The organism is Pseudomonas sp. Irchel s3f19 (assembly GCF_900187555.1).
GTDB lineage: Bacteria > Pseudomonadota > Gammaproteobacteria > Pseudomonadales > Pseudomonadaceae > Aquipseudomonas > Aquipseudomonas capeferrum.
Genome location: NZ_FYDW01000013.1, coordinates 57,554 through 75,634 on the forward strand (window position 1 = coordinate 57,554; position 18,081 = coordinate 75,634).

Annotated in this window: 17 protein-coding genes, 1 tRNA gene and 1 pseudogene; 6 read left to right on the plus strand and 13 right to left on the minus strand. The window is 62.3% G+C overall.

Annotated elements, in window-relative coordinates; genetic code table 11:
- Positions 1-474, plus strand: a complete 474-nt coding sequence (locus CKW22_RS22765; protein ID WP_033699829.1) for a peroxiredoxin — start codon at positions 1-3, stop codon at positions 472-474.
- A gap of 31 nt (positions 475-505) precedes the next feature.
- Here CKW22_RS22765 and CKW22_RS22770 read toward each other — a convergent pair whose 3' ends face one another.
- Both CKW22_RS22770 and CKW22_RS22775 read right to left on the minus strand, forming a co-directional pair.
- Positions 506-1,576 (minus strand): AI-2E family transporter, encoded by a 1,071-nt coding sequence (locus CKW22_RS22770; RefSeq protein ID WP_033699830.1) that lies wholly within the window; start codon positions 1,574-1,576, stop codon positions 506-508.
- A gap of 20 nt (positions 1,577-1,596) precedes the next feature.
- Positions 1,597-1,836 carry a sulfurtransferase TusA family protein gene (locus CKW22_RS22775; protein WP_027594652.1) on the minus strand — a complete coding sequence of 80 codons (240 nt, stop codon included), beginning with the start codon at positions 1,834-1,836 and terminating at the stop codon, positions 1,597-1,599.
- Between the two features lie 120 nt (positions 1,837-1,956).
- Between CKW22_RS22775 and CKW22_RS22780 the strand changes: the two genes are divergently transcribed.
- Complete coding sequence (locus CKW22_RS22780) at positions 1,957-3,393, plus strand: M48 family metalloprotease (RefSeq protein ID WP_033699831.1); 1,437 nt, start codon at positions 1,957-1,959, stop codon at positions 3,391-3,393.
- Positions 3,394-3,520: 127 nt separating this feature from the next.
- On the opposite strand, the gene nadA is transcribed toward CKW22_RS22780, so the two are convergent.
- Positions 3,521-4,579, minus strand: a complete 1,059-nt coding sequence (gene nadA / locus CKW22_RS22785) for a quinolinate synthase NadA (RefSeq protein ID WP_095065177.1) — start codon at positions 4,577-4,579, stop codon at positions 3,521-3,523.
- 230 nt (positions 4,580-4,809) lie between these two features.
- The gene (locus CKW22_RS22790) at positions 4,810-6,318 is read right to left on the minus strand and encodes a YdgA family protein (protein WP_095065179.1); all 1,509 of its coding nucleotides are present in this window, start codon (positions 6,316-6,318) and stop codon (positions 4,810-4,812) included.
- A 472-nt stretch (positions 6,319-6,790) separates the two neighbouring features.
- Between CKW22_RS22790 and CKW22_RS22795 the strand changes: the two genes are divergently transcribed.
- The 4 genes and pseudogenes from CKW22_RS22795 to CKW22_RS22805 all read left to right on the plus strand — a co-directional run bounded on the left by CKW22_RS22795 (position 6,791) and on the right by CKW22_RS22805 (position 11,375).
- Positions 6,791-8,143 (plus strand): APC family permease, encoded by a 1,353-nt coding sequence (locus tag CKW22_RS22795; RefSeq protein WP_033699834.1) that lies wholly within the window; start codon positions 6,791-6,793, stop codon positions 8,141-8,143.
- Positions 8,144-8,428: 285 nt separating this feature from the next.
- Positions 8,429-9,418 (plus strand): annotated as a pseudogene (locus CKW22_RS28205) (HAMP domain-containing protein); the annotation flags it as partial.
- 102 nt (positions 9,419-9,520) lie between these two features.
- On the plus strand, positions 9,521-10,276 hold the full coding sequence (locus CKW22_RS28210; protein ID WP_371856443.1) for a methyl-accepting chemotaxis protein: 756 nt from the start codon (positions 9,521-9,523) through the stop codon (positions 10,274-10,276).
- Positions 10,277-10,415: 139 nt separating this feature from the next.
- Positions 10,416-11,375: a cation diffusion facilitator family transporter gene (locus tag CKW22_RS22805; RefSeq protein WP_095065183.1), complete on the plus strand. Its 960-nt coding sequence runs from the start codon at positions 10,416-10,418 to the stop codon at positions 11,373-11,375.
- A 117-nt stretch (positions 11,376-11,492) separates the two neighbouring features.
- Here CKW22_RS22805 and CKW22_RS22810 read toward each other — a convergent pair.
- The 9 genes from CKW22_RS22810 to tolQ all read right to left on the minus strand — a co-directional run bounded on the left by CKW22_RS22810 (position 11,493) and on the right by tolQ (position 18,080).
- Positions 11,493-11,568, minus strand: a tRNA-Lys gene (locus tag CKW22_RS22810).
- A gap of 60 nt (positions 11,569-11,628) precedes the next feature.
- Complete coding sequence (queC, locus tag CKW22_RS22815) at positions 11,629-12,303, minus strand: 7-cyano-7-deazaguanine synthase QueC (protein WP_033699837.1); 675 nt, start codon at positions 12,301-12,303, stop codon at positions 11,629-11,631.
- A 17-nt stretch (positions 12,304-12,320) separates the two neighbouring features.
- The gene (gene queE, locus CKW22_RS22820; RefSeq protein WP_033700214.1) at positions 12,321-12,968 is read right to left on the minus strand and encodes a 7-carboxy-7-deazaguanine synthase QueE; all 648 of its coding nucleotides are present in this window, start codon (positions 12,966-12,968) and stop codon (positions 12,321-12,323) included.
- A gap of 159 nt (positions 12,969-13,127) precedes the next feature.
- Complete coding sequence (gene ybgF / locus CKW22_RS22825; protein ID WP_033699838.1) at positions 13,128-13,943, minus strand: tol-pal system protein YbgF; 816 nt, start codon at positions 13,941-13,943, stop codon at positions 13,128-13,130.
- A 6-nt stretch (positions 13,944-13,949) separates the two neighbouring features.
- Entirely contained in the window at positions 13,950-14,447 is a 498-nt protein-coding gene (pal, locus tag CKW22_RS22830; protein ID WP_008090230.1) for a peptidoglycan-associated lipoprotein Pal, read from the minus strand.
- Positions 14,448-14,501: 54 nt separating this feature from the next.
- Complete coding sequence (gene tolB / locus CKW22_RS22835; RefSeq protein WP_033699839.1) at positions 14,502-15,773, minus strand: Tol-Pal system beta propeller repeat protein TolB; 1,272 nt, start codon at positions 15,771-15,773, stop codon at positions 14,502-14,504.
- Positions 15,774-15,799: 26 nt separating this feature from the next.
- Positions 15,800-16,918, minus strand: a complete 1,119-nt coding sequence (gene tolA, locus CKW22_RS22840; RefSeq protein WP_095065185.1) for a cell envelope integrity protein TolA — start codon at positions 16,916-16,918, stop codon at positions 15,800-15,802.
- Positions 16,918-17,370 carry a protein TolR gene (tolR, locus tag CKW22_RS22845; protein WP_012273765.1) on the minus strand — a complete coding sequence of 151 codons (453 nt, stop codon included), beginning with the start codon at positions 17,368-17,370 and terminating at the stop codon, positions 16,918-16,920. The genes tolA and tolR overlap by 1 nt, the downstream gene beginning before the upstream one ends.
- 14 nt (positions 17,371-17,384) lie before the next feature.
- Positions 17,385-18,080, minus strand: coding sequence for a protein TolQ (tolQ, locus tag CKW22_RS22850; protein WP_008090219.1), 696 nt, complete (start codon positions 18,078-18,080; stop codon positions 17,385-17,387).
- Between the last annotated feature and the right edge of the window lies 1 nt (position 18,081).

Sequence of the window (18,081 nt, forward strand, 5' to 3'; positions counted from 1 at the left end):
ATGGCCGTAGCACTCGACCAACCCGTTGCCAATTTCCAGGCCCAGGCCACCAGCGGCCAGGCGGTCAGCCTTGCCGAGCTCAAGGGCCGCCAGGTGGTGGTGTACTTCTACCCCAAGGACAGCACCCCGGGCTGCACCACCCAGGGCCAGGGCTTCCGTGACCAGCATGAAGCCTTTGCCGCCGCCAATACCGTGGTGTTCGGCGTATCGCGCGATGGCCTCAAGTCGCATGAGAACTTCAAGGCCAAGCAAGGCTTCCCGTTCGAGCTGATCAGCGACAAGGACGAGGCCCTGTGCCAGCTGTTCGACGTGATCAAACTGAAGAAGCTGTATGGCAAGGAGTACATGGGCGTGGACCGCAGCACCTTCCTGATCGACAAGGACGGTGTGCTGCGCCAGGAATGGCGTGGGGTGAAGGTACCCGGGCATGTGGATGCCGTCTTGGCGGCGGCTCAGGCGTTGAACAAGGCTTGAGATTGTCGGGGCTGCTTTGCAGCCCCAAAAATCACAACAGCGGCGCCACTGTCGGCTCTTGCCGCGGCCAGGCATCCAGCACCGCCTTGAACAGCGTTGCCAGCGGGATCGCAAAGAAGATCCCCCAGAAGCCCCACAACCCGCCAAACAGCAGCACCGCGCAGATGATCGCCACCGGGTGCAGGCTCACCGCCTCGGAAAACAGCAACGGCACCAGCACGTTGCCATCCAGCGCCTGAATGATCGCGTACACCGTCATCAGGTAGATGAACTGATCGCCCCAGCCCCACTGGAACAATGCAATCAACGTCACCGGCACGGTCACCACCACGGCGCCCACATAGGGCACCACCACCGACAAGCCCACCAGCAACGCCAGCAAGGCCGCATAGTTCAGCCCCAGGCTGATGAACGCGATATAGGTGGCAACCCCGCAGATCAGAATCTCGATGCCCTTGCCGCGAATGTAGTTGGCGATCTGCCGGTTCATCTCGTTGCCCACGCGGTTGAGTAAGGTGCGCTCACGGGGCAGATAACCCACCACCCAACGCCCGATCACCTCGCGGTCCTTGAGGAAGAAGAACACCAGGATCGGCACCAGCACCAGGTAGATCATCGCGTTGACCAGCAGCGGCAGGCTCGACAACGAAAAGGTCAGTGCCCACTGGCCGAACTTGCCGATTTCACCGCGCACCGACTCGATGGCATGCAATACCTGCTCATCCGACACCAGGTGCGGGTAGCGCTCGGGCAGCAGCAGCAACAGCGACTGCCATTTGCCGAGCATGCCGGGCAGCTCGTTGAACAGGGTGATCAGCTGATGCCAGAGCAACGGCACCAGCACCAGCAGGATGACCGCCAGTGCCCCCATGAACAACGCAAACACCACGGCCACCGCCAGCCGGGTGGGCACCCGCAGGCGCTCCAGGGCGTTGACCAGGCCTTGCAGCAGAAACGCCAGCACCATCCCCGCCAGCACCGGCGCCAACATGCCGCCCAGGGTCAGTACCGCGGTAAACGCCAGAACCAGCAGGACCGCCAGCACCACCGCCTCCTCATCGGAGAAATAGCGCTGCATCCAGTCGCGAAGCACTTTGAACATTGACGATCCTTGGTTGAGACTCAGGCCTTGCGCAGCCAGTAGGTGTAGGTGCCGGCCTCGGCCGTTTCATGCAGCAGCGTATGACCGGCCAGCTTGGCAAAAGTGCGGAAGTCGCGCTGCGAGCCAGCATCGGTAGCAATCACCTTGAGCACCGCGCCACTGGCCAGGCGGTTGAGTTCCATCTTTGCCTTCAGCAGTGGCAGCGGGCAGTTCAGCCCGCTGGCGTCGAGTTCGGCGTCGCAGGTCAGGGTGTCACTCATCGGGGTTCTCCACGTGCGGGGCAGACGTCTTTGGTAACAGGCCCGCTAGGATACCGCCACTGGTCGCCAACGTGTGAGCGGGCTACAGTAGAGGCCTTTGACCCGACGCGAGCTTCGTGCATGAATCTACTGCGCCCTACCCTGTTGACGCTGGCCTGCCTGATGGCCCTTCCCGGCCATGCTGACGACCTGCCATCACTGGGTGATGCCAGCTCTGCGATCGTCTCGCCGCAACAGGAGCACCAGCTCGGCCGCGCCTGGCTGAGCCTATTGCGTGGCCAGGTCAACCAGTTGAACGACCCGCAGCTCAAGGACTACGTCGAAACCAGCGTGTACCGCCTGGCGGAAACCAGCCAGTTGCAGGACCGGCGCCTGGAGTTCATCCTGATCGACAGCCGCGAGCTCAACGCCTTCGCCGCCCCTGGCGGCATCGTCGGGGTCAACGGCGGGCTGTTCCTCAATGCCCAGACCGAGGGCGAATACGCCTCGGTACTGGCTCACGAACTGGCGCACTTGTCGCAGCGCCACTTCGCCCGTGGCGTCGAAGCCCAGCAACGCATGCAACTGCCGATGATGGCCGCCCTGCTGGCAGGCATCGTGCTGGCCGCGGGTGGTGGCGGCGACGCCGGTATCGGCGTGATCGCAGGCACCCAGGCCGCCGCTATTCAGGAGCAGCGGCGCTTCTCGCGGCAAAATGAACAGGAAGCCGACCGCATCGGCATCCAGAACCTGGAAAAAGCCGGTTACGATCCGCGCAACATGCCCAGCATGTTCGAGCGCCTGGCGCGCCAGTACCGCTACGATGCCAAGCCGCCAGAATTTCTGCTGACTCACCCGGTGACCGAGTCGCGGGTTGCCGACACGCGCAACCGCGCCGAGCAGGCGCCCAAGGGCGGCATCGAGGACACCCAGCGCTACCAGTTGATCCGCGCCCGCGTGGCACTCACCTACGAAGGCACCCCGGGCCTTGCCGCCAAGCGCTTCCGCGCCCAGCTTGACGAAGACCCGAAGCTTGACGCCGCGCGCTATGGCCTGGCCTTGGCGCAGATCAAGGGTGGCCAGCTGAACGAGGCCCGCGAGCTGCTCAAGCCGCTGCTGGCCAAGGCCCCCAACGACATTACCTACAACCTGGCGCAGATCGACCTGGACATCACCAACAACCGCCTGGCCGATGCACAGCAGCGCGCCGAACGGATGCAGGGGCTGTACCCAGGCAATTACCCGCTGAAACAGGTGCGCGCCGACCTGCTGGTCAAGCAGAACAAGCCGGCCGAGGCAGAAAAGGTACTTAACGACCTGCTCAAGAGCCGGCCGGATGACCCGGATGTGTGGTACGAGGTTGCCGAAGTGCGGGGGTTGTCGGGCAATACCATCGGCTTGCACCGGGCACGGGCCGAGTACTTCACCTTGGTGGGGGATTTCGACCAGGCCATCCAGCAGCTGGATTACGCCAAACGCCGTGCGGGCAGCAACTTCCCGCTGGCGTCGCAGATCGATCAGCGCCAGCGCGAGATCATGGAGCAGCAGCGGATGGTCAAGGACATGATGGGCCGCTAGGGCACATCTGGACCGCCCTATTCGCGGGGCAAGCCCGCCCCCACAAGTACCCCGCTGCCCTTGAGGTTAGCGGGGTTGTGGGAGCGGGCTTGCCCCGCGAATGGGCCGCAAAGCGGCCCCAGCAATATCAGGCGTTACCCGACAACTTCAAGCGCGCCGCCTGAGTAAAATCGAGCATCCTGTTCAGCGGCTTGATCGCCTTGGGCACCAGCGCCGGGTCAACGAAAATCTCGTTGCTGCCCGTGCGCAGGCAACCCAGCACCCGCTCCAGGGTATTCATCGCCATCCACGGGCAGTGCGCACAACTGCGGCAGGCTGCACCGTTACCGGCCGTCGGCGCCTCGATAAATTCCTTGTCCGGGCACAGCTGCTGCATCTTGTAGAAGATGCCGCGGTCGGTGGCGACGATGAAGGTCTTGTTCGGCAGGGTCTGGGCGGCCTTGATCAACTGGCTGGTCGAACCTACCGCGTCGGCCAGGTCGATCACCGCTTCGGGCGATTCAGGGTGAACCAGAATGGCTGCGTCCGGGTAAAGCGCCTTCATGTCGGCCAGTTGGCGCGACTTGAATTCTTCGTGAACGATGCACGCGCCGTCCCACAGCAGCATGTCGGCGCCGGTCTGCTTCTGAATGTAGCGCCCCAGGTGCTGGTCCGGGCCCCAGATGATGGTCTCGCCGTTGTCCATCAGGCTTTCGACGATCTCCAGCGCGCAGCTGGAGGTTACCACCCAGTCGGCACGCGCCTTCACGGCCGCCGAGGTATTGGCATAGACCACCACGGTACGTTCCGGGTGTTGGTCGCAGAATGCCGAAAACTCTTCAACCGGGCACCCCAGGTCGAGGGAGCAGGTGGCCTCGAGGGTCGGCATCAGCACGCGTTTTTCGGGGGTAAGAATTTTTGCCGTTTCGCCCATGAAGCGCACACCGGCAACGATCACGGTCTCGGCGGGGTGGTTCTTGCCGAAACGGGCCATTTCCAACGAGTCGGATACGCAACCGCCGGTCTCTTCGGCCAGCGCCTGGATCACCGGATCGCAGTAGTAATGGGCGACCAGCACGGCGTTCTGCGCCTTGAGCTCGGCAGCGATGGCCGCACGGTATTCGGCCTCCTGCTCGGCTGTCAGCGGGTTGGGCTGTTTGGCGTCGAGGTGGGCCTGAACCAACAGGCGTTCGGAAATCTGGGTCATGATCGCTGGACCTGCAGGCGCGTGTGCGCATCAAATCGAGTGTATCACCCGGCCCTGGCAGATCGGCTAGGGGCGCCGGACGGCGCGCAGGCCATCACGGCCCTCTGCGGGCGCGGATTATTATCGGACGCCGAAGGCTACAGACAATCGAGGCAATTCAAAAGGGTTTTATGCAGCCTGTACAGCCCTGTAACCGGGTTGCCGGCGACAGGGCTGTACCGCTCAGCCAATCAACCTTGCGGCTGCAAGGCTGCAAGACGCGAGGACATCAGCATCGCGAACGCTTCCACGGTCATTTTCTGGCCATTGAAGTCGACCATGCCATCGGCGTAGTGCAGGCTGCTCACCACATCATTGCCCTGCACCGTGGCCATGCCGCTTTGCAGCGCCATCATGCCGACCATTTCACCCGCCTGGCTGGACTGCATGGCGATCGCCTGGGCATCGGTCTGCCCTTCCAGCAATGCCTGCAAGGTTGCCAGGTCGCCAATCATCGGCTTGGACAGCGACAGCTTGCTCTTCACCTCGCTGATCAGTTGTTTGCTCAACTGGTCAGGCGGCAGGTCGAAGGAGGTCGGGCTGGCGAAGTCCATGGCCAGGTTGAAGCGGCTTTCGCCATTGGCCGTCTTGAACGAGAAGTTTTCCACGGCCAGCTTGGGCTTGGACGCCAACAGCTGTTGCAGGTCGCCCTGGAACTTGGCCTTCTCGGCCTCGTCCATCTGGATCTGTGGCACCGGCTGGCCGGCTGCGGCCGCTGTCTCGAACTCCGGAACGTGCGCCTGGTACCAGTGCGACAGCGCTTGCAGCGCCGGCGCGTTGAGCGACTTGATGCTCACGGCCAACTGAGCATTACCGACCGCGCGGCCGTCCCAGGTGATATCCGCCAGCGTGTAAGCCACGCGCCCACCCACGGTGTCCGGGCCGTCGAGGGTTTGCACGGCATTCTGCTCGAAACCTTTAATCAACAGCACCTGCTGCTTGGGCCCCAAGGTGACCTTGGTTTCAGCCAGCGACAGGTCGACGTTGCCGACATAGATCGCATCATGCTTGGTGGCCGCCAGGTCGCCGCCGACCTTCAGGCCTTTCAGCTCGAACGTGGCAGGCGGCTGATCATCGCGGACCACCTTCATCTCGAAGCGCTCGGCACTGCCCTGGAACTGGGTCGCCTTACCTTCGCGGTCGCCGCTGACGTGCAGCTGCATGCCCGAGAAGTCGAGGCTGTTGCCATCGGTTTCGGTGACCTTGGCCGGGGCCAGCAATACCGTGCTGTCGACGCTGCCGCCGTAACCCAGGCTGGTCTGCGCGCTGACCGGCGACTGCTCGCCCGCTGCGGCGAACCAGGGGGCGGTGAATGCGTCTTTGACCAGCGTGCTGTTGCTGACAGCCAGCACTGGCATCAGCTTCAGCGCCTTGACCCGCGACCAAGGGAACGGGCCATGCTCGATCTGGTCGGTCATGCCCACCTCGAAATTGACCGCCTCGCCGTCGCCAAGGTTGATGTCCTTGGCGGTGAGCCGGTATTGGGCGGTACTGCTGAAGAAGTGCCGCTCCAGCGAGACCAGTTCGACGGTCATGCTGCCGCCGACGCCTACCAGGGCTTTCTTCAGTTCAGCGTTGCTGCGGTTGACGGAATATTCCAGCTCCGCAGGCAGGCGCTCGCCGGTGTACCAGGCGCCAGCGGTGGTTGCGACGGCAATGGCAAGGGCCAGGCCGGAAAGGATGCCTACTGATTTCTTCATGAATAAAACCGATTGCTGTCCATAAGGGCTTGCACGCGGCCAGGTGCCACGCAGGGCCTGAAGAATATCACTGCAGCCAGAGGCACGTGGCGGCCGAAGCAGAGAAATCCCGCTTTTAGGAAGCGCCTGAAAGGCGCAGGAAGCGCTGCGGGATTGTTCAATTTTACGGACATCTAAATCGAGCAAAAGCGCACAAAATCGCGCAAAAACCGAACAAAACCTAGTTCAAATCGATAAATATTTCAGTTTCGTAACATCTTGTCATGTTTAACTTGACACCAACCTACCCATCGTTTTTTATTTTAACCACTTGCACCGCGCCCACCTCACAAAGAACAACCGGCGTCTCGCACGCGCCTCCCTCTGCTCCGAACAATAAAGGTGAACAACATGGAGCCCACCCGCTCGCACTTGCCGCATGCGCCAATCACTGTGCCCGCCGTTCACGCCCAGCCGCAGGAGCCATGCCAGCATGCAGCCTGACCAGAGCGCTACCGGCAGCGGCCAATTCCACAAATCCCTGCGCCTCTGGCACGTGGTAATCATCGGCCTGGCCTACCTGACACCGATGACCGTGTTCGACACGTTCGGGATTGTTTCCGGCATCACCGCCGGGCATGTGCCCAGCGCCTACATCCTGGCGCTGGCCGGCATTCTGTTCACCGCCGTGAGCTATGGCACTCTGGTACGACGCTTCCCGCAATCGGGGTCGGCTTACACCTACACCCAGCGCGCCATCAACCCGCACGTTGGCTTCCTGGTGGGCTGGTCATCGCTGCTGGACTACCTGCTCCTGCCTATGGTGAATGCGCTGCTGGCCAAGCTCTACCTGTCGGCCATGTTCCCCGAAGTGCCGGCGTGGGTGTGGGTGGTCGGGTTTGTCAGCCTGATCAGCCTGATCAATATGCGCAGCATCAACCTGGTGGCGCACTTCAACCTGCTGTTCGTGGCGGTGCAGGTGGCAATCATCGGCGTGTTCATCTACCTCTGCGTGCGCGGCCTGCACCATGGCGAAGGGATGGGTACCACCTGGAGCCTGCTGCCCTTCGCCGACAACCAGACCCAGCTCAGCGCCCTGGCCGCTGGCGCGACCATTCTGTGCTTCTCGTTCCTGGGCTTCGACGCAGTCACCTGCCTGTCGGAAGAAACCCGCGACCCGGGCAAGACCATCCCACGGGCGATCTTCCTCACCGCGCTGATCGGCGGGATGGTGTTCATCCTGGTGTCGTACTTCATCCAGGCCTACTTCCCGACCATGGCGCGCTTCCATGACCAGGAAGCTGCCTTGCCGGAAATCGCCCTGTACGTGGGCGGCAAGCTGTTCCAGTCGGTGTTCATCGCCTGCACCGTGATCAATACCATCGCCTCGGGCCTGGCCTCGCAGACCAGCGTGTCACGCTTGCTGTACGTGATGGGCCGCGACAACGTGATCCCGGCCAGCATCTTTGCCCGCCTGCATTCGCGCTACAAGACGCCGGTCATGAACATCGCGGTGGTGGGGTTGATTTCGCTGTCGGCCATCTTCTTCGACCTGGTCACGGCCACTTCAATCATCAACTTCGGCGCCCTGGTGGCCTTCAGCTTCGTCAACCTGTCGGTGATCAACCACTGCTACCTGCGCGAGGGCAATCGCCAGGGGCTGGCCAACAAGCTCAAGTACTTGGTGCTGCCGACCATCGGCTTCTGCATCATTGTTTCGCTGTGGCTGGACTTGAACGCGCACTCGCTGATGTTTGGCGGCATCTGGGCATTGTTCGGCTTGTGCTACCTGGCCTGGCTGACCAAGGCCTTCAGGGTTGCCCCACCGAACTGCATCGCTGAATGACCCACGCTGCCGACAACGCCCGCGCCTGATAGCGGGCGTTGCGCTTGATCGAAAAGGAAAGCCCCTATGCCGCTGCGCCGCCTCTCCATCCAGTGGAAGATCACCCTGCTTGCCGGCTTGTGCCTGCTGGCCATCGTCGCCCTGCTGGTCGCCACCTCGCTGACCCAGGCCCGGCGCAGCGCGGCACTGGTCAACCAGGCCAACACCAAAATGCTCGACCAGAGCGCGCACCTGCGCCTGCAAGCGCACGCCCAGACCCAGGCATTGCGCATCCAGCGCTATTTCATGGACGCTTATCAGTATGGCAATGGCTTGCGCCGCTTGGTGCAGGTATTGAAGGCCCGCGGCGGCAGCGACCTGCGCGGCGACCTGACCCGCGAAGCGCGTGCCAGCCTGGCCGGCAACCCGGATGTGATCGGCCTTTACCTAGTGTTCCAGCCCAATGCTCTGGACCACCAGGACAGCCAGTACATCGGCCAGGATGCCCTGGGCAGCAACGACAGCGGGCGGTTCTCGCTGTACTGGTCGCAACCGCGCCCTGGCACCCTCGAAGCAGAAGCCATGCCGGAATCGATGCTGGCCGACACCCGCACCAGCACCAGCGGCAGCCCGCAGAACCGCTGGCTGACCTGCCCGCAAGAGACGGCCCAGACCTGCATGCTCGAACCGTACCTCGACCAGGTCAATGGCCGCGAGGTGCTGATGACCAGCATCGCCCTGCCCCTGCTGGAAAACGGCAAGGTCATCGGCGTGATCGGCCTGGACATTGGCCTGGACAACCTGCAGCAGCTGAGCCTGGACGGCCGTCAGGAGCTGTTCGATGGCCAGGGCCAGGTCAGCATCGTCAGCCCGGCCGGCCTGCTGGCAGGCCACAGCCGCGACAGCTCTCAGCTCGGCAAGGCGCTGAGCACGAGCGTGGCGAGCGGCCTGCTGCGGGTTGCCCACCCCTTCGCACCGATCCCCGAAGCGGCCCCCTGGCAGGTACTGCTTGAAGTGCCACAAAGCGTCCTGCAAGCGCCGGCAGTCGCCCTCAACCAACGGCTGGACGCGAACAACCAGCGCGCCAACCTCACCAGCCTGATGATTGGCCTCGCCGCTGCCGTGCTGGGCCTGCTGCTGGTCTGGCTGACCGCACGCGGGGTAACCCGGCCGATCCTTGCCGTAGCGGCGCGCCTGGAGGACATCGCCAGCGGTGAAGGGGACCTGACCCGCCGTCTGGACTACGCCCGCGAGGACGAACTGGGCCGGCTGACTGGCTGGTTCAACCGCTTCCTCGACAAACTCCAACCCGTAATTGCCCAGGTCAAGGGCTCGCTGCAGGAAGCCCGCGGCACCGCCGACCAGTCCACTGCCATCGCCAGCCAAACCAGCAACGGCATGCAGCAACAGTACCGGGAAATCGAGCAGGTGGCCACCGCCGCCAACGAAATGAGCGCTACCGCACTGGATGTCGCCCACAATGCCGCCCAGGCAGCTCAGGCGGCTCGTGGCGCCGACCAGGCGAGCCGCGAGGGCCTGCAACTGATCGCCAGTACCCGCCAGGCCATCGACCGCCTGGCCGCCGACATGACCACCGCGATGGACGAAGCACGCGCCCTGGAAAGCCGCAGCGAGCAAATTGGCTCGGTGCTGGATGTGATCCGCGCCATTGCCGAGCAGACCAACCTGCTGGCGCTCAATGCCGCCATCGAAGCCGCCCGGGCTGGCGAAGCCGGACGCGGTTTTGCCGTGGTCGCCGATGAAGTGCGCAGCCTGGCCCAACGCACCCAGGTATCGGTCGAGGAAATCCGCCAGGTCATCGAAGGCTTGCAGCAAGGCACCGAGGATGTGGTGGGCGCCATGCATGAAGGCCAACGCCAGGCCCAAGCCAGCGCAACGCGCATGGAGCAGGCACTGCCGGCCCTGCAGCGAATCGGCGAGGCGGTGGCGGTGATCAGCGACATGAACCTGCAGATCGCCTCGGCAGCGGAAGAGCAAAGTGCGGTGGCCGAGGAAGTGAACCGCAACGTGGCCGGCATCCGCGATGTGACAGAATCGCTGTCTGGCCAGGCCGAGGAGTCGGCGCGGATCAGCCAGGCACTGAACCGGCTGGCCAACCAGCAGCAAGCCTTGATGGAGCAGTTTCGCGTCTAGTCTGTACTGGCCGCTTCGCGGGGCAAGCCCGCTCCCACAGGATTATCACCAGCCTTGAGAGCGGTGCCGCACCTGTGGAGCGGGCTTGCCCCGCGAAGAGGCCGGTACAGGCAACCCACCTTTTGAAAGAGCTTTACCCATGGAAGCAGCACACAAACCCCCATTCTTCGACATCACCAGCGAACAAGGCCTGCTACGCACCTCGATCGCCGTCACCCTGTTCATCGCCACCATCGGCATCGCCTTCGGCCTGGCCTCCGGCTCGTTCTCGATCATCTTCGACGGCGTCTATTCACTGGTCGACGCCAGCATGAGCGGGCTGTCGCTGGTGGTGGTCAAGCTGATCACCTCGCACACCACCACCGCGCACATGTCACGCAAACTGCGCGAGCGCTTCACCATGGGCTTCTGGCACCTGGAGCCGATGGTGCTGGCGCTCAATGGCATCCTGCTCAGCGGCGTGGCCATCTATGCGCTGATCAACGCCGTCAGCAGCGTGCTGCAAGGCGGGCGCCACCTGGAATTCGGCATTGCCATGGTCTACGCGGTACTCACCGTGATTGCCTGCGTGACCATCGCGGTGATCGAAGCCCGGGCCAACCGCAAGCTGGGTTCGGACTTCGTGCGCATGGACGTCAAGGGCTGGGTGATGTCGGCCAGCATTACCGCCGCGTTGCTGATCGCCTTCTGCTTTGGTTATGCCGTGCAAGGCACGCAGTGGGAGTGGATGTCACCGTACATCGACCCGGCGGTACTGGCACTGGTCTGCCTGGTGATCATTCCGTTGCCGTTGTCGGTGGTACGCCAGGCATTTTCGGAGATTTTCCTGGTGACACCGGGCGACCTCAAACTGCATGTCGACGAGGTAGCCAAGGCATTCGTCGCGCGCCACGGCCTGCAGTCTTACCGCGCTTATGTGGCCAAGGTGGGGCGCTCGCGGGAGATCGAGCTGTACTTCATCGTGCCGACCGGCATGGGCGCGAAAACCATCGATGAGTGGGATGCACTGCGCAACGAGATCGGTGATGCCGTGGGCGGCGAAGGGCCGGACCGCTGGCTGACCGTGGTGTTTACCGGCGACCCGGAGTGGGCCGAGTAACGGGGCCGCTTTGCAGCCCATCGCCGGCTCGCCGGCGATGGGCCAAGGCAAGCAACACGAGCCAGAAACGTCAAAGCCCGCGACCGTTGCCGGTAGCGGGCTTTGACTTACTGCGTATGGTGGGTCGTGTAGGATTCGAACCTACGACCAATTGGTTAAAAGCCAACTGCTCTACCAACTGAGCTAACGACCCGTTGGATGGCGCGTATAATACTGATTTCTAACGGGAAATCAACACCCTACGGCAAAAAAATCAAAAATAACGCGTCGGGTCGCTCACACCGGCAGCTTTGAAGCCATCGGCACGCAGGCGGCAGCTGTCGCACTTGCCGCAGGCACGGCCCTGCTCATCGGCCTGGTAGCAGGACACCGTCAAGCTGTAGTCCACACCGCGGGCGATGCCCTCCTGAACGATCTGTGCCTTGCTCAGGTTCTGCAACGGCGCCTGGATACGGAAGCCCTGCCCTTCGACGCCCGCCTTGGTCGCCAGGTTGGCCATGCGCTCGAAGGCTTCAACGAATTCGGGGCGGCAGTCCGGGTAACCGGAGTAGTCCACGGCATTGACGCCAATGAAGATGTCACGCGCTTCGAGCACTTCCGCCCAACCCAGGGCCAGGGACAGAAACACAGTGTTGCGCGCTGGCACGTAGGTGACTGGAATCCCCTCACCGGGGGTTTCCGGTACATCGATGCTGCTGTCGGTCAGGGCCGAGCCACCGATACCGTCCAGGCTCAGGCCGATGACCTTGTGCTCGACCACCCCGAGGTCGCGAGCCACGCGGGCAGCGGCATCGAGTTCTGCACGATGACGCTGGCCGTAGTCGAAACTCATGGTGTAACAGCTGTAGCCCTCGGCCTTGGCCATGGCAACAACGGTGGCCGAGTCGAGGCCGCCAGACAGCAGGATTACCGCGCGTTTTTCAGTCATGTACTGCTACTCCTCAATCAACGTCCGGGTTCGTCGTTCCACAGCAGCTTGTGCAGCTGCAGCTGGAAGCGTACGGGCAGGTTGTCGGCAATGATCCAGTCGGCCAGGTCACTCGCGCGCACCTGGTGATGGCTAGGCGAGAACAATACCTCGCCGGCACGCTCGGCAAGGTTGTACTGGATCAGCTTGGACACCGCCCAGTCATAGTCCTCGCGCGAGCAGATCACGAACTTGACCTGGTCGTTGCGGGTCAAGTGCTCGATGTTCTCATAGCGATTACGGTGCGACTCCTCGGAGCCTGGCGTCTTCAGGTCGACCACACGGCTGACGCGGGTGTCGGTACCCGAAATATCCAGCGCGCCGCTGGTCTCCAGCGAAACCTCGTAGCCGGCATCGCACAGTTGCTGAAGCAACGGCAAGGCATTGGGCTGGGCCAACGGCTCGCCGCCCGTTACGCAGACGTAACGCGGCTTGAAACCGGCCACCTGTTCCATGATCGAATCGAGTGTGCGCAGGGTGCCGCCGCTGAACGCGTAGGCACTGTCGCAGTACTGACAGCGCAGGGGGCAACCGGTCAGGCGCACGAAAACCGTGGGCAGCCCAGCCGTTCGTGTTTCACCCTGCAAAGAGTAAAAAACTTCGGTGATGCGTAGTGTGTCTTGCATGATCGCCACGGGCGTGACAGCTAAACAGGCTGTCCGCCTCCGTCAGGCACTGTCGCGGACTCGACATGGCGTTATCCGCTGCAGCGTGTTTAAGAAAAAGGGCAGTGATTCTAACGAAAAAACCCGCGACTGGCGCGGGTTTCTTGCGAAGGGTGCTGCTTAGAGCTTTTGCAGGTCACGCTGCGCCAGTTGCGCGGCGGATGTGCCAGGGTACTGGGTAATGACCTGTTGCAGAATGCCTTTGACCTTGTCGGTGTGGCCCATGCGGCGCTCGACGTCGGCCAGCTTGTACAGCGAATCAGGCACCTTGCTGTGCTTGGGGTACTTCTGGCTCACCTGCGCGAACGCCTGGCTGGCGCCTGGCAGGTCACCCTTGGCCAGGTTCACCTCACCCAGCCAATACTGGGCATTGCCGGCGTACTGGCTGTTGGGGTACTTGCGCAGGAAGGCGTTGAACGCCTGGCTGGCCTTGTCGAAGTCCTTCTGCTTGATCAGGTCGAAAGCAGCATCGTAATAGAGCTTCTCTTTCGCCGGATCACCGGGCTCGCCACTGGCGGCCGGTTGTTGCGCAGCGGCGCCAGCGGCACCTGCTGCTGCACCGGCGGCGGCATTGGATGCGCCCCCGGTAGAGGAATTGTCAGGGGTCGCGGCAGGCGCGGCACCACTGTTGATGCGACGGTCCAGGTCCTGGTATCGCTCCAGGTTTTCCTGCTTCATGCGCGACACATCGTTTTGCAGCTCTTCGATGATGCCTTGCTGGCGGGAAAGCTGGTCCTGCATCTGTTGCAGCTGCATGAACAGCTGGCCCTGTGCCGAGGCAGGGGTTGAAGCCCCTGCCCCGGCATAGGCGCCGCTCGTGCCATAACCCGCAGGCGGATAACTGCCTGCGTTGTCATCTACTACAGGGACCTCAGCCCAGGCCGCGAGCGGCAGGCTGAGTGCGAGGACGGTTACTACACGGCGGCACATTCGCATGGGAACTTACTTACGCAGTTCTACGCGACGGTTCTGAGCCCAGGATTGCTCGTCGTTGCCGGTAGCAACAGGACGCTCTTCACCGTAGGAGACCAGTTCCAGCTGAGCAGGGGAAACGCCCTGCAGAACCAGGTAACGCTGAACGGCCTTGGCACGACGCTCACCCAGAGCCATGTTGTACTCGCGGGTGCCGCGCTCGTCGGTGTTGCCTTCCAGAACAACGCGGTTGCCGTTGGACTTCAGGTCCTTGGCGTGAACGTCCAGAGCGCGCATGGCTTCTGGCTTCAGGTCCGAGCTGTCGTATTCGAAGTAGAAGGTGGTGATTGCGCGCAGGGCGGCTTCTTCGCTCAGGGAGCCGTCGACAGCGCCAGTGTTGGCACCGTAGCCAGCGTTCGGGTCAACAGCGCCTTCACCAGCGTTGTCACCGCCTTTCGAGGAGCAACCTACAGCTACAGCCATGGCCAGAGCCAGCGCAGCGAATTTACCAAACTTCAGCATTTCCATCGTGAAACTCCTAATGAAACCCCAGTGTGTTAAGCAAAACGTATTACGCCGCAATCAGTTCAGGTAAGGGGACCAGGACGGTTCTCTGACTTCGCCTTGAGCGGTAGGAAGTGGGAGCCTCACGCGGCCATTAAGCGACACGAGCATCAAGACTCCCCGGCCCTGCTGGCGGGTGGCGTAGATTAGCATGGTGCCGTTTGGCGCAACAGTGGGAGACTCATCAAGACTTGTTTCTGAGAGAATCTTTACACTTCCGCGCTGCAAGTCCTGTGCCGCCACTTTGAAGTTGGTGAAGCCCTGCTGACGGTGGATCATCACCAGCGTCTTTTCGTCCGCCGAAAGTTTCGGGTTGGCGTTGTAGTTACCAACGAAAGTTACGCGCTCGGCGCTACCACCACTGACCGACTGTTTGTAGATCTGCGGCTTGCCGCCACGGTCGGAGGTGAAGTACAGGGTGTTGCCATCCTTGCCCCAGAACGGCTCGGTATTGATACCGGGGCCGGCAGTGACACGGCTGATCTGACGCGAAGCCACGTTCATCACGTAGATGTCCGGGTTGCCATCTTTCGACAGCACGAACGCCAGGCGCGAACCGTCAGGCGACCAGGCCGGTGCACCGTTGAGGCCTTCGAAGTTGGTGACCTGCTCACGGCGGCCGGTGTCGATGTGCTGCACGAAGATGCGCGGGCGCTTCTGCTCGAACGACACATAGGCAATACGCTTGCCATCCGGTGCAAAGCGTGGCGACAGGATCGGCTCACGCGATTGCAGCAGGGTCACTGCCCGGGCACCGTCGTAGTCCGAGCGCTGCAGGGTGTAACGGGTGTTGTTGGTGGAGAAACGCTCGGCCGTCACGTACAGCATGCGGGTAGAGAACGCACCCTTGATGCCGGTGAGCTTTTCGAACGACTGGTCGGCGATGTAGTGCGACATGTCACGCAGTTGGTCGACGCTGCCCGCCACGCTGCCGGTCAGCACTTGCTGCTCGGTGGCGACGTTGAACAGGGCGTACTGCACCTGCAGGCGGCCGCCGGACGGCACGATGCTGCCGACCATCACGTACTGCGCACCCAACGCCTTCCAGTCGCGGAAGATGACTTCGCTGGCCTGGGAAGGCTGGCTGATCATGTTCTGCCGCGGGATCGGCGAGTAGTAGCCGGAGTTGCGCAGGTCGTTGCCAATGATGTCAGCCATGTCTTCGGGCAGCACGCTGCCGCCCTGCAGACCGAACGGCACTACCGCGATGGGCGTGGCCCGGTCGCTGCCGCTGGTGACCAGGATGTTCTTTTCCTCTGCTACGGCCATGCCTGCCACGCAGCACAGCATGACCAGCAGTCCTCGAAGGAGTTTAATCACAACGCTAGATCCTCAGGAGTAAATGTCATCTTGAACGAACGATACCTGTTGAAATCGCTCGGCTTCATACCCTGCATTTCGGTCAGACGACCGATGTTCTTCATCGCTGCCACCGCCGAACTGTCAAACGGGCCGTCGCCACTGGAGCGCAACACGCTGACGTTGGTGATGGTGCCATCTGGCAGCATGTTGATCTGCAGGACTACCGTCATGCCCTTGCGCGCGGAAGGCGGACGTGCCCAGCCCTCGGCTGCGCGCATGCGGATCAGGTCGTCGAAATCGCCGGCCACCTGGTCACCTTGCTCGTCAGCCAGCGCCTGCTGCCGCTCGGTGGTATCGGACAACAGCTCGGCCAGGGCCTGGGCTTTCTTGTCTTCTGCCGACTTGCGGGCCGCTTCCTGTGCCTTTTTCTTCTGGGCGTCTGCCGCGGCCTTTTTCTTGGCCTCTTCAGCTGCCTTCTTCTTCGCGTCCTCGGCCGCCGCTTTCTTCTTGGCGTCCTCGGCTGCTTTCTTCTTGGCCTCTTCGGCTGCCTTTTTCTTGGCATCCTCGGTGGCTTGTTTTTTCGCTTCCTCGGCGGCCTCTTTCTTGGCGTCCTCGGCGGCTTTCTTCTTGGCCTCTTCCTCAGCCTTCTTCTTGGCGATGTCGGCCTGCTGTTTCTCGGCGGCTTTCTTCGCCTCATCGGCCTTCTTGGCTTCGGCGGCTTTCTTGGCCTCGGTGGCCTCTTTCGCCTCGGCGGCCTTGGCGGCGTCCTCGGCCTTCTTGGCTTCGGCGGCCTCGCGAGCCTCCTCGGCCTTTTGAGCGGCGTCGGCTTTCTTTTGTTCCGCGGCCTTCACGGCCTCTTGCTCGACCTTCTTCTGCTCCAGCTGCTCGACTTCGGTCTGGCGCGAGGCGGTTTTCTTCGCTTCCCCGGCAATCTTCTGATTGGTCTGGGTAGTCGCCTGGCTCTTGGACTTGAGCTGATACAGAGTAGCCTGGACGATCGGCTTGGAAAGCGGCAGTTCAGGCGTCATGGCAAAACTGACGAACAGCATAGCGAACACCAGCACATGCAGGCCGATGGCCCAGACACTGGGCCAGAAGTAGCTTTCCGAGGCGGATGGCTCTCGCTGTTGCATCAGGGCGCCTCGGTAATCAGGCCAACGTTACCGACACCGGCCTTCTGCAACCCGCCCATGGCACCCATGACCGCGCCGTAGTCGACAGCCTTGTCGCCACGAATGAAGACCTGGGTCTGCTTGCCCTGGTCACGACCGGCAGCAATGATCTTGGTCACTGCGTTGGTCATGTCGGGCAAGGTCATGGCCTTGTCCATCTGTTTATCGGTATCGACTTCGCTGCCGAGGTTCCAGTAGTAGGTCTTGTCGGCCTTGATGGAGATGGTGAGAATCTGGACGTTGTTGTCTTGCGGCAAGGCTTCACTGGAAACCTTGGGCAGGTCGACCTTCACGCCCTGGTTGAGCATGGGGGCCGTCACCATGAAGATGACCAGCAGCACCAGCATCACGTCGATGTAGGGCACCACGTTCATCTCGGCGACCGGCTTGCGTTTGTGGCGAACTCGGGCCATGGGCTTCTACCTGATTACTCTTCGCTGGTGTGCACTTTGCGGTGCAGGATCGCCTGGAACTCGTCGGCGAAGGTGTAGTAACGGCCGATCAGCACTTCGCTGCGTGCGGCGAAACGGTTGTAGGCGATAACCGCAGGGATTGCCGCGAACAGGCCGATTGCGGTGGCGATCAGGGCTTCGGCGATACCTGGGGCAACCGTGGCCAAAGTGGCCTGCTGGGCGCTGGCCAGGCCGCGGAAGGAGTTCATGATGCCCCACACGGTACCGAACAAGCCGATGTACGGGCTGGTCGAACCAACAGTGGCGAGGAACGGCAGGCTCTGCTCGAGCTTTTCTTCCTCACGCGAGATGGCCACGCGCATGGCCCGGCCAACGCCTTCCATGACCGCGTCCGGGTCTACGCCAGGCTGCTGGCGCAGGCGCGAAAACTCCTTGAAACCTGCGCGGAAGACTTGCTCCACGCCCGAATCAGGGTCCGGGTTACTGCCTGCCTGACGGTACAGCTTGGACAGGTCGATACCCGACCAGAAGCGCTCCTCGAAGGCATCCAGCGCACGACGACCGGCGCGCAGCATGGTGCTGCGCTGAAAGATCATGATCCATGAGGTGACCGAGGCGGCCACCAGGATCAGCATTACCAGCTGTACCACCACGCTGGCATTGCTGACCAGACTCCACATGGAGGTATGGTCGACGACGTTAGCTTCCACG

Coding starts and splice junctions, on each gene's coding strand:
- CKW22_RS22765 (WP_033699829.1), top strand. CDS start 1: ATGGCCGTAGCACTCGACCAACCCGTTGCCAATTTCCAGGCCCAGGCC.
- CKW22_RS22770 (WP_033699830.1), bottom strand. CDS start 1,576: ATGTTCAAAGTGCTTCGCGACTGGATGCAGCGCTATTTCTCCGATGAG.
- CKW22_RS22775 (WP_027594652.1), bottom strand. CDS start 1,836: ATGAGTGACACCCTGACCTGCGACGCCGAACTCGACGCCAGCGGGCTG.
- CKW22_RS22780 (WP_033699831.1), top strand. CDS start 1,957: ATGAATCTACTGCGCCCTACCCTGTTGACGCTGGCCTGCCTGATGGCC.
- nadA (WP_095065177.1), bottom strand. CDS start 4,579: ATGACCCAGATTTCCGAACGCCTGTTGGTTCAGGCCCACCTCGACGCC.
- CKW22_RS22790 (WP_095065179.1), bottom strand. CDS start 6,318: ATGAAGAAATCAGTAGGCATCCTTTCCGGCCTGGCCCTTGCCATTGCC.
- CKW22_RS22795 (WP_033699834.1), top strand. CDS start 6,791: ATGCAGCCTGACCAGAGCGCTACCGGCAGCGGCCAATTCCACAAATCC.
- CKW22_RS28210 (WP_371856443.1), top strand. CDS start 9,521: ATGCAGCAACAGTACCGGGAAATCGAGCAGGTGGCCACCGCCGCCAAC.
- CKW22_RS22805 (WP_095065183.1), top strand. CDS start 10,416: ATGGAAGCAGCACACAAACCCCCATTCTTCGACATCACCAGCGAACAA.
- queC (WP_033699837.1), bottom strand. CDS start 12,303: ATGACTGAAAAACGCGCGGTAATCCTGCTGTCTGGCGGCCTCGACTCG.
- queE (WP_033700214.1), bottom strand. CDS start 12,968: ATGCAAGACACACTACGCATCACCGAAGTTTTTTACTCTTTGCAGGGT.
- ybgF (WP_033699838.1), bottom strand. CDS start 13,943: ATGCGAATGTGCCGCCGTGTAGTAACCGTCCTCGCACTCAGCCTGCCG.
- pal (WP_008090230.1), bottom strand. CDS start 14,447: ATGGAAATGCTGAAGTTTGGTAAATTCGCTGCGCTGGCTCTGGCCATG.
- tolB (WP_033699839.1), bottom strand. CDS start 15,773: ATGCTGTGCTGCGTGGCAGGCATGGCCGTAGCAGAGGAAAAGAACATC.
- tolA (WP_095065185.1), bottom strand. CDS start 16,918: ATGCAACAGCGAGAGCCATCCGCCTCGGAAAGCTACTTCTGGCCCAGT.
- tolR (WP_012273765.1), bottom strand. CDS start 17,370: ATGGCCCGAGTTCGCCACAAACGCAAGCCGGTCGCCGAGATGAACGTG.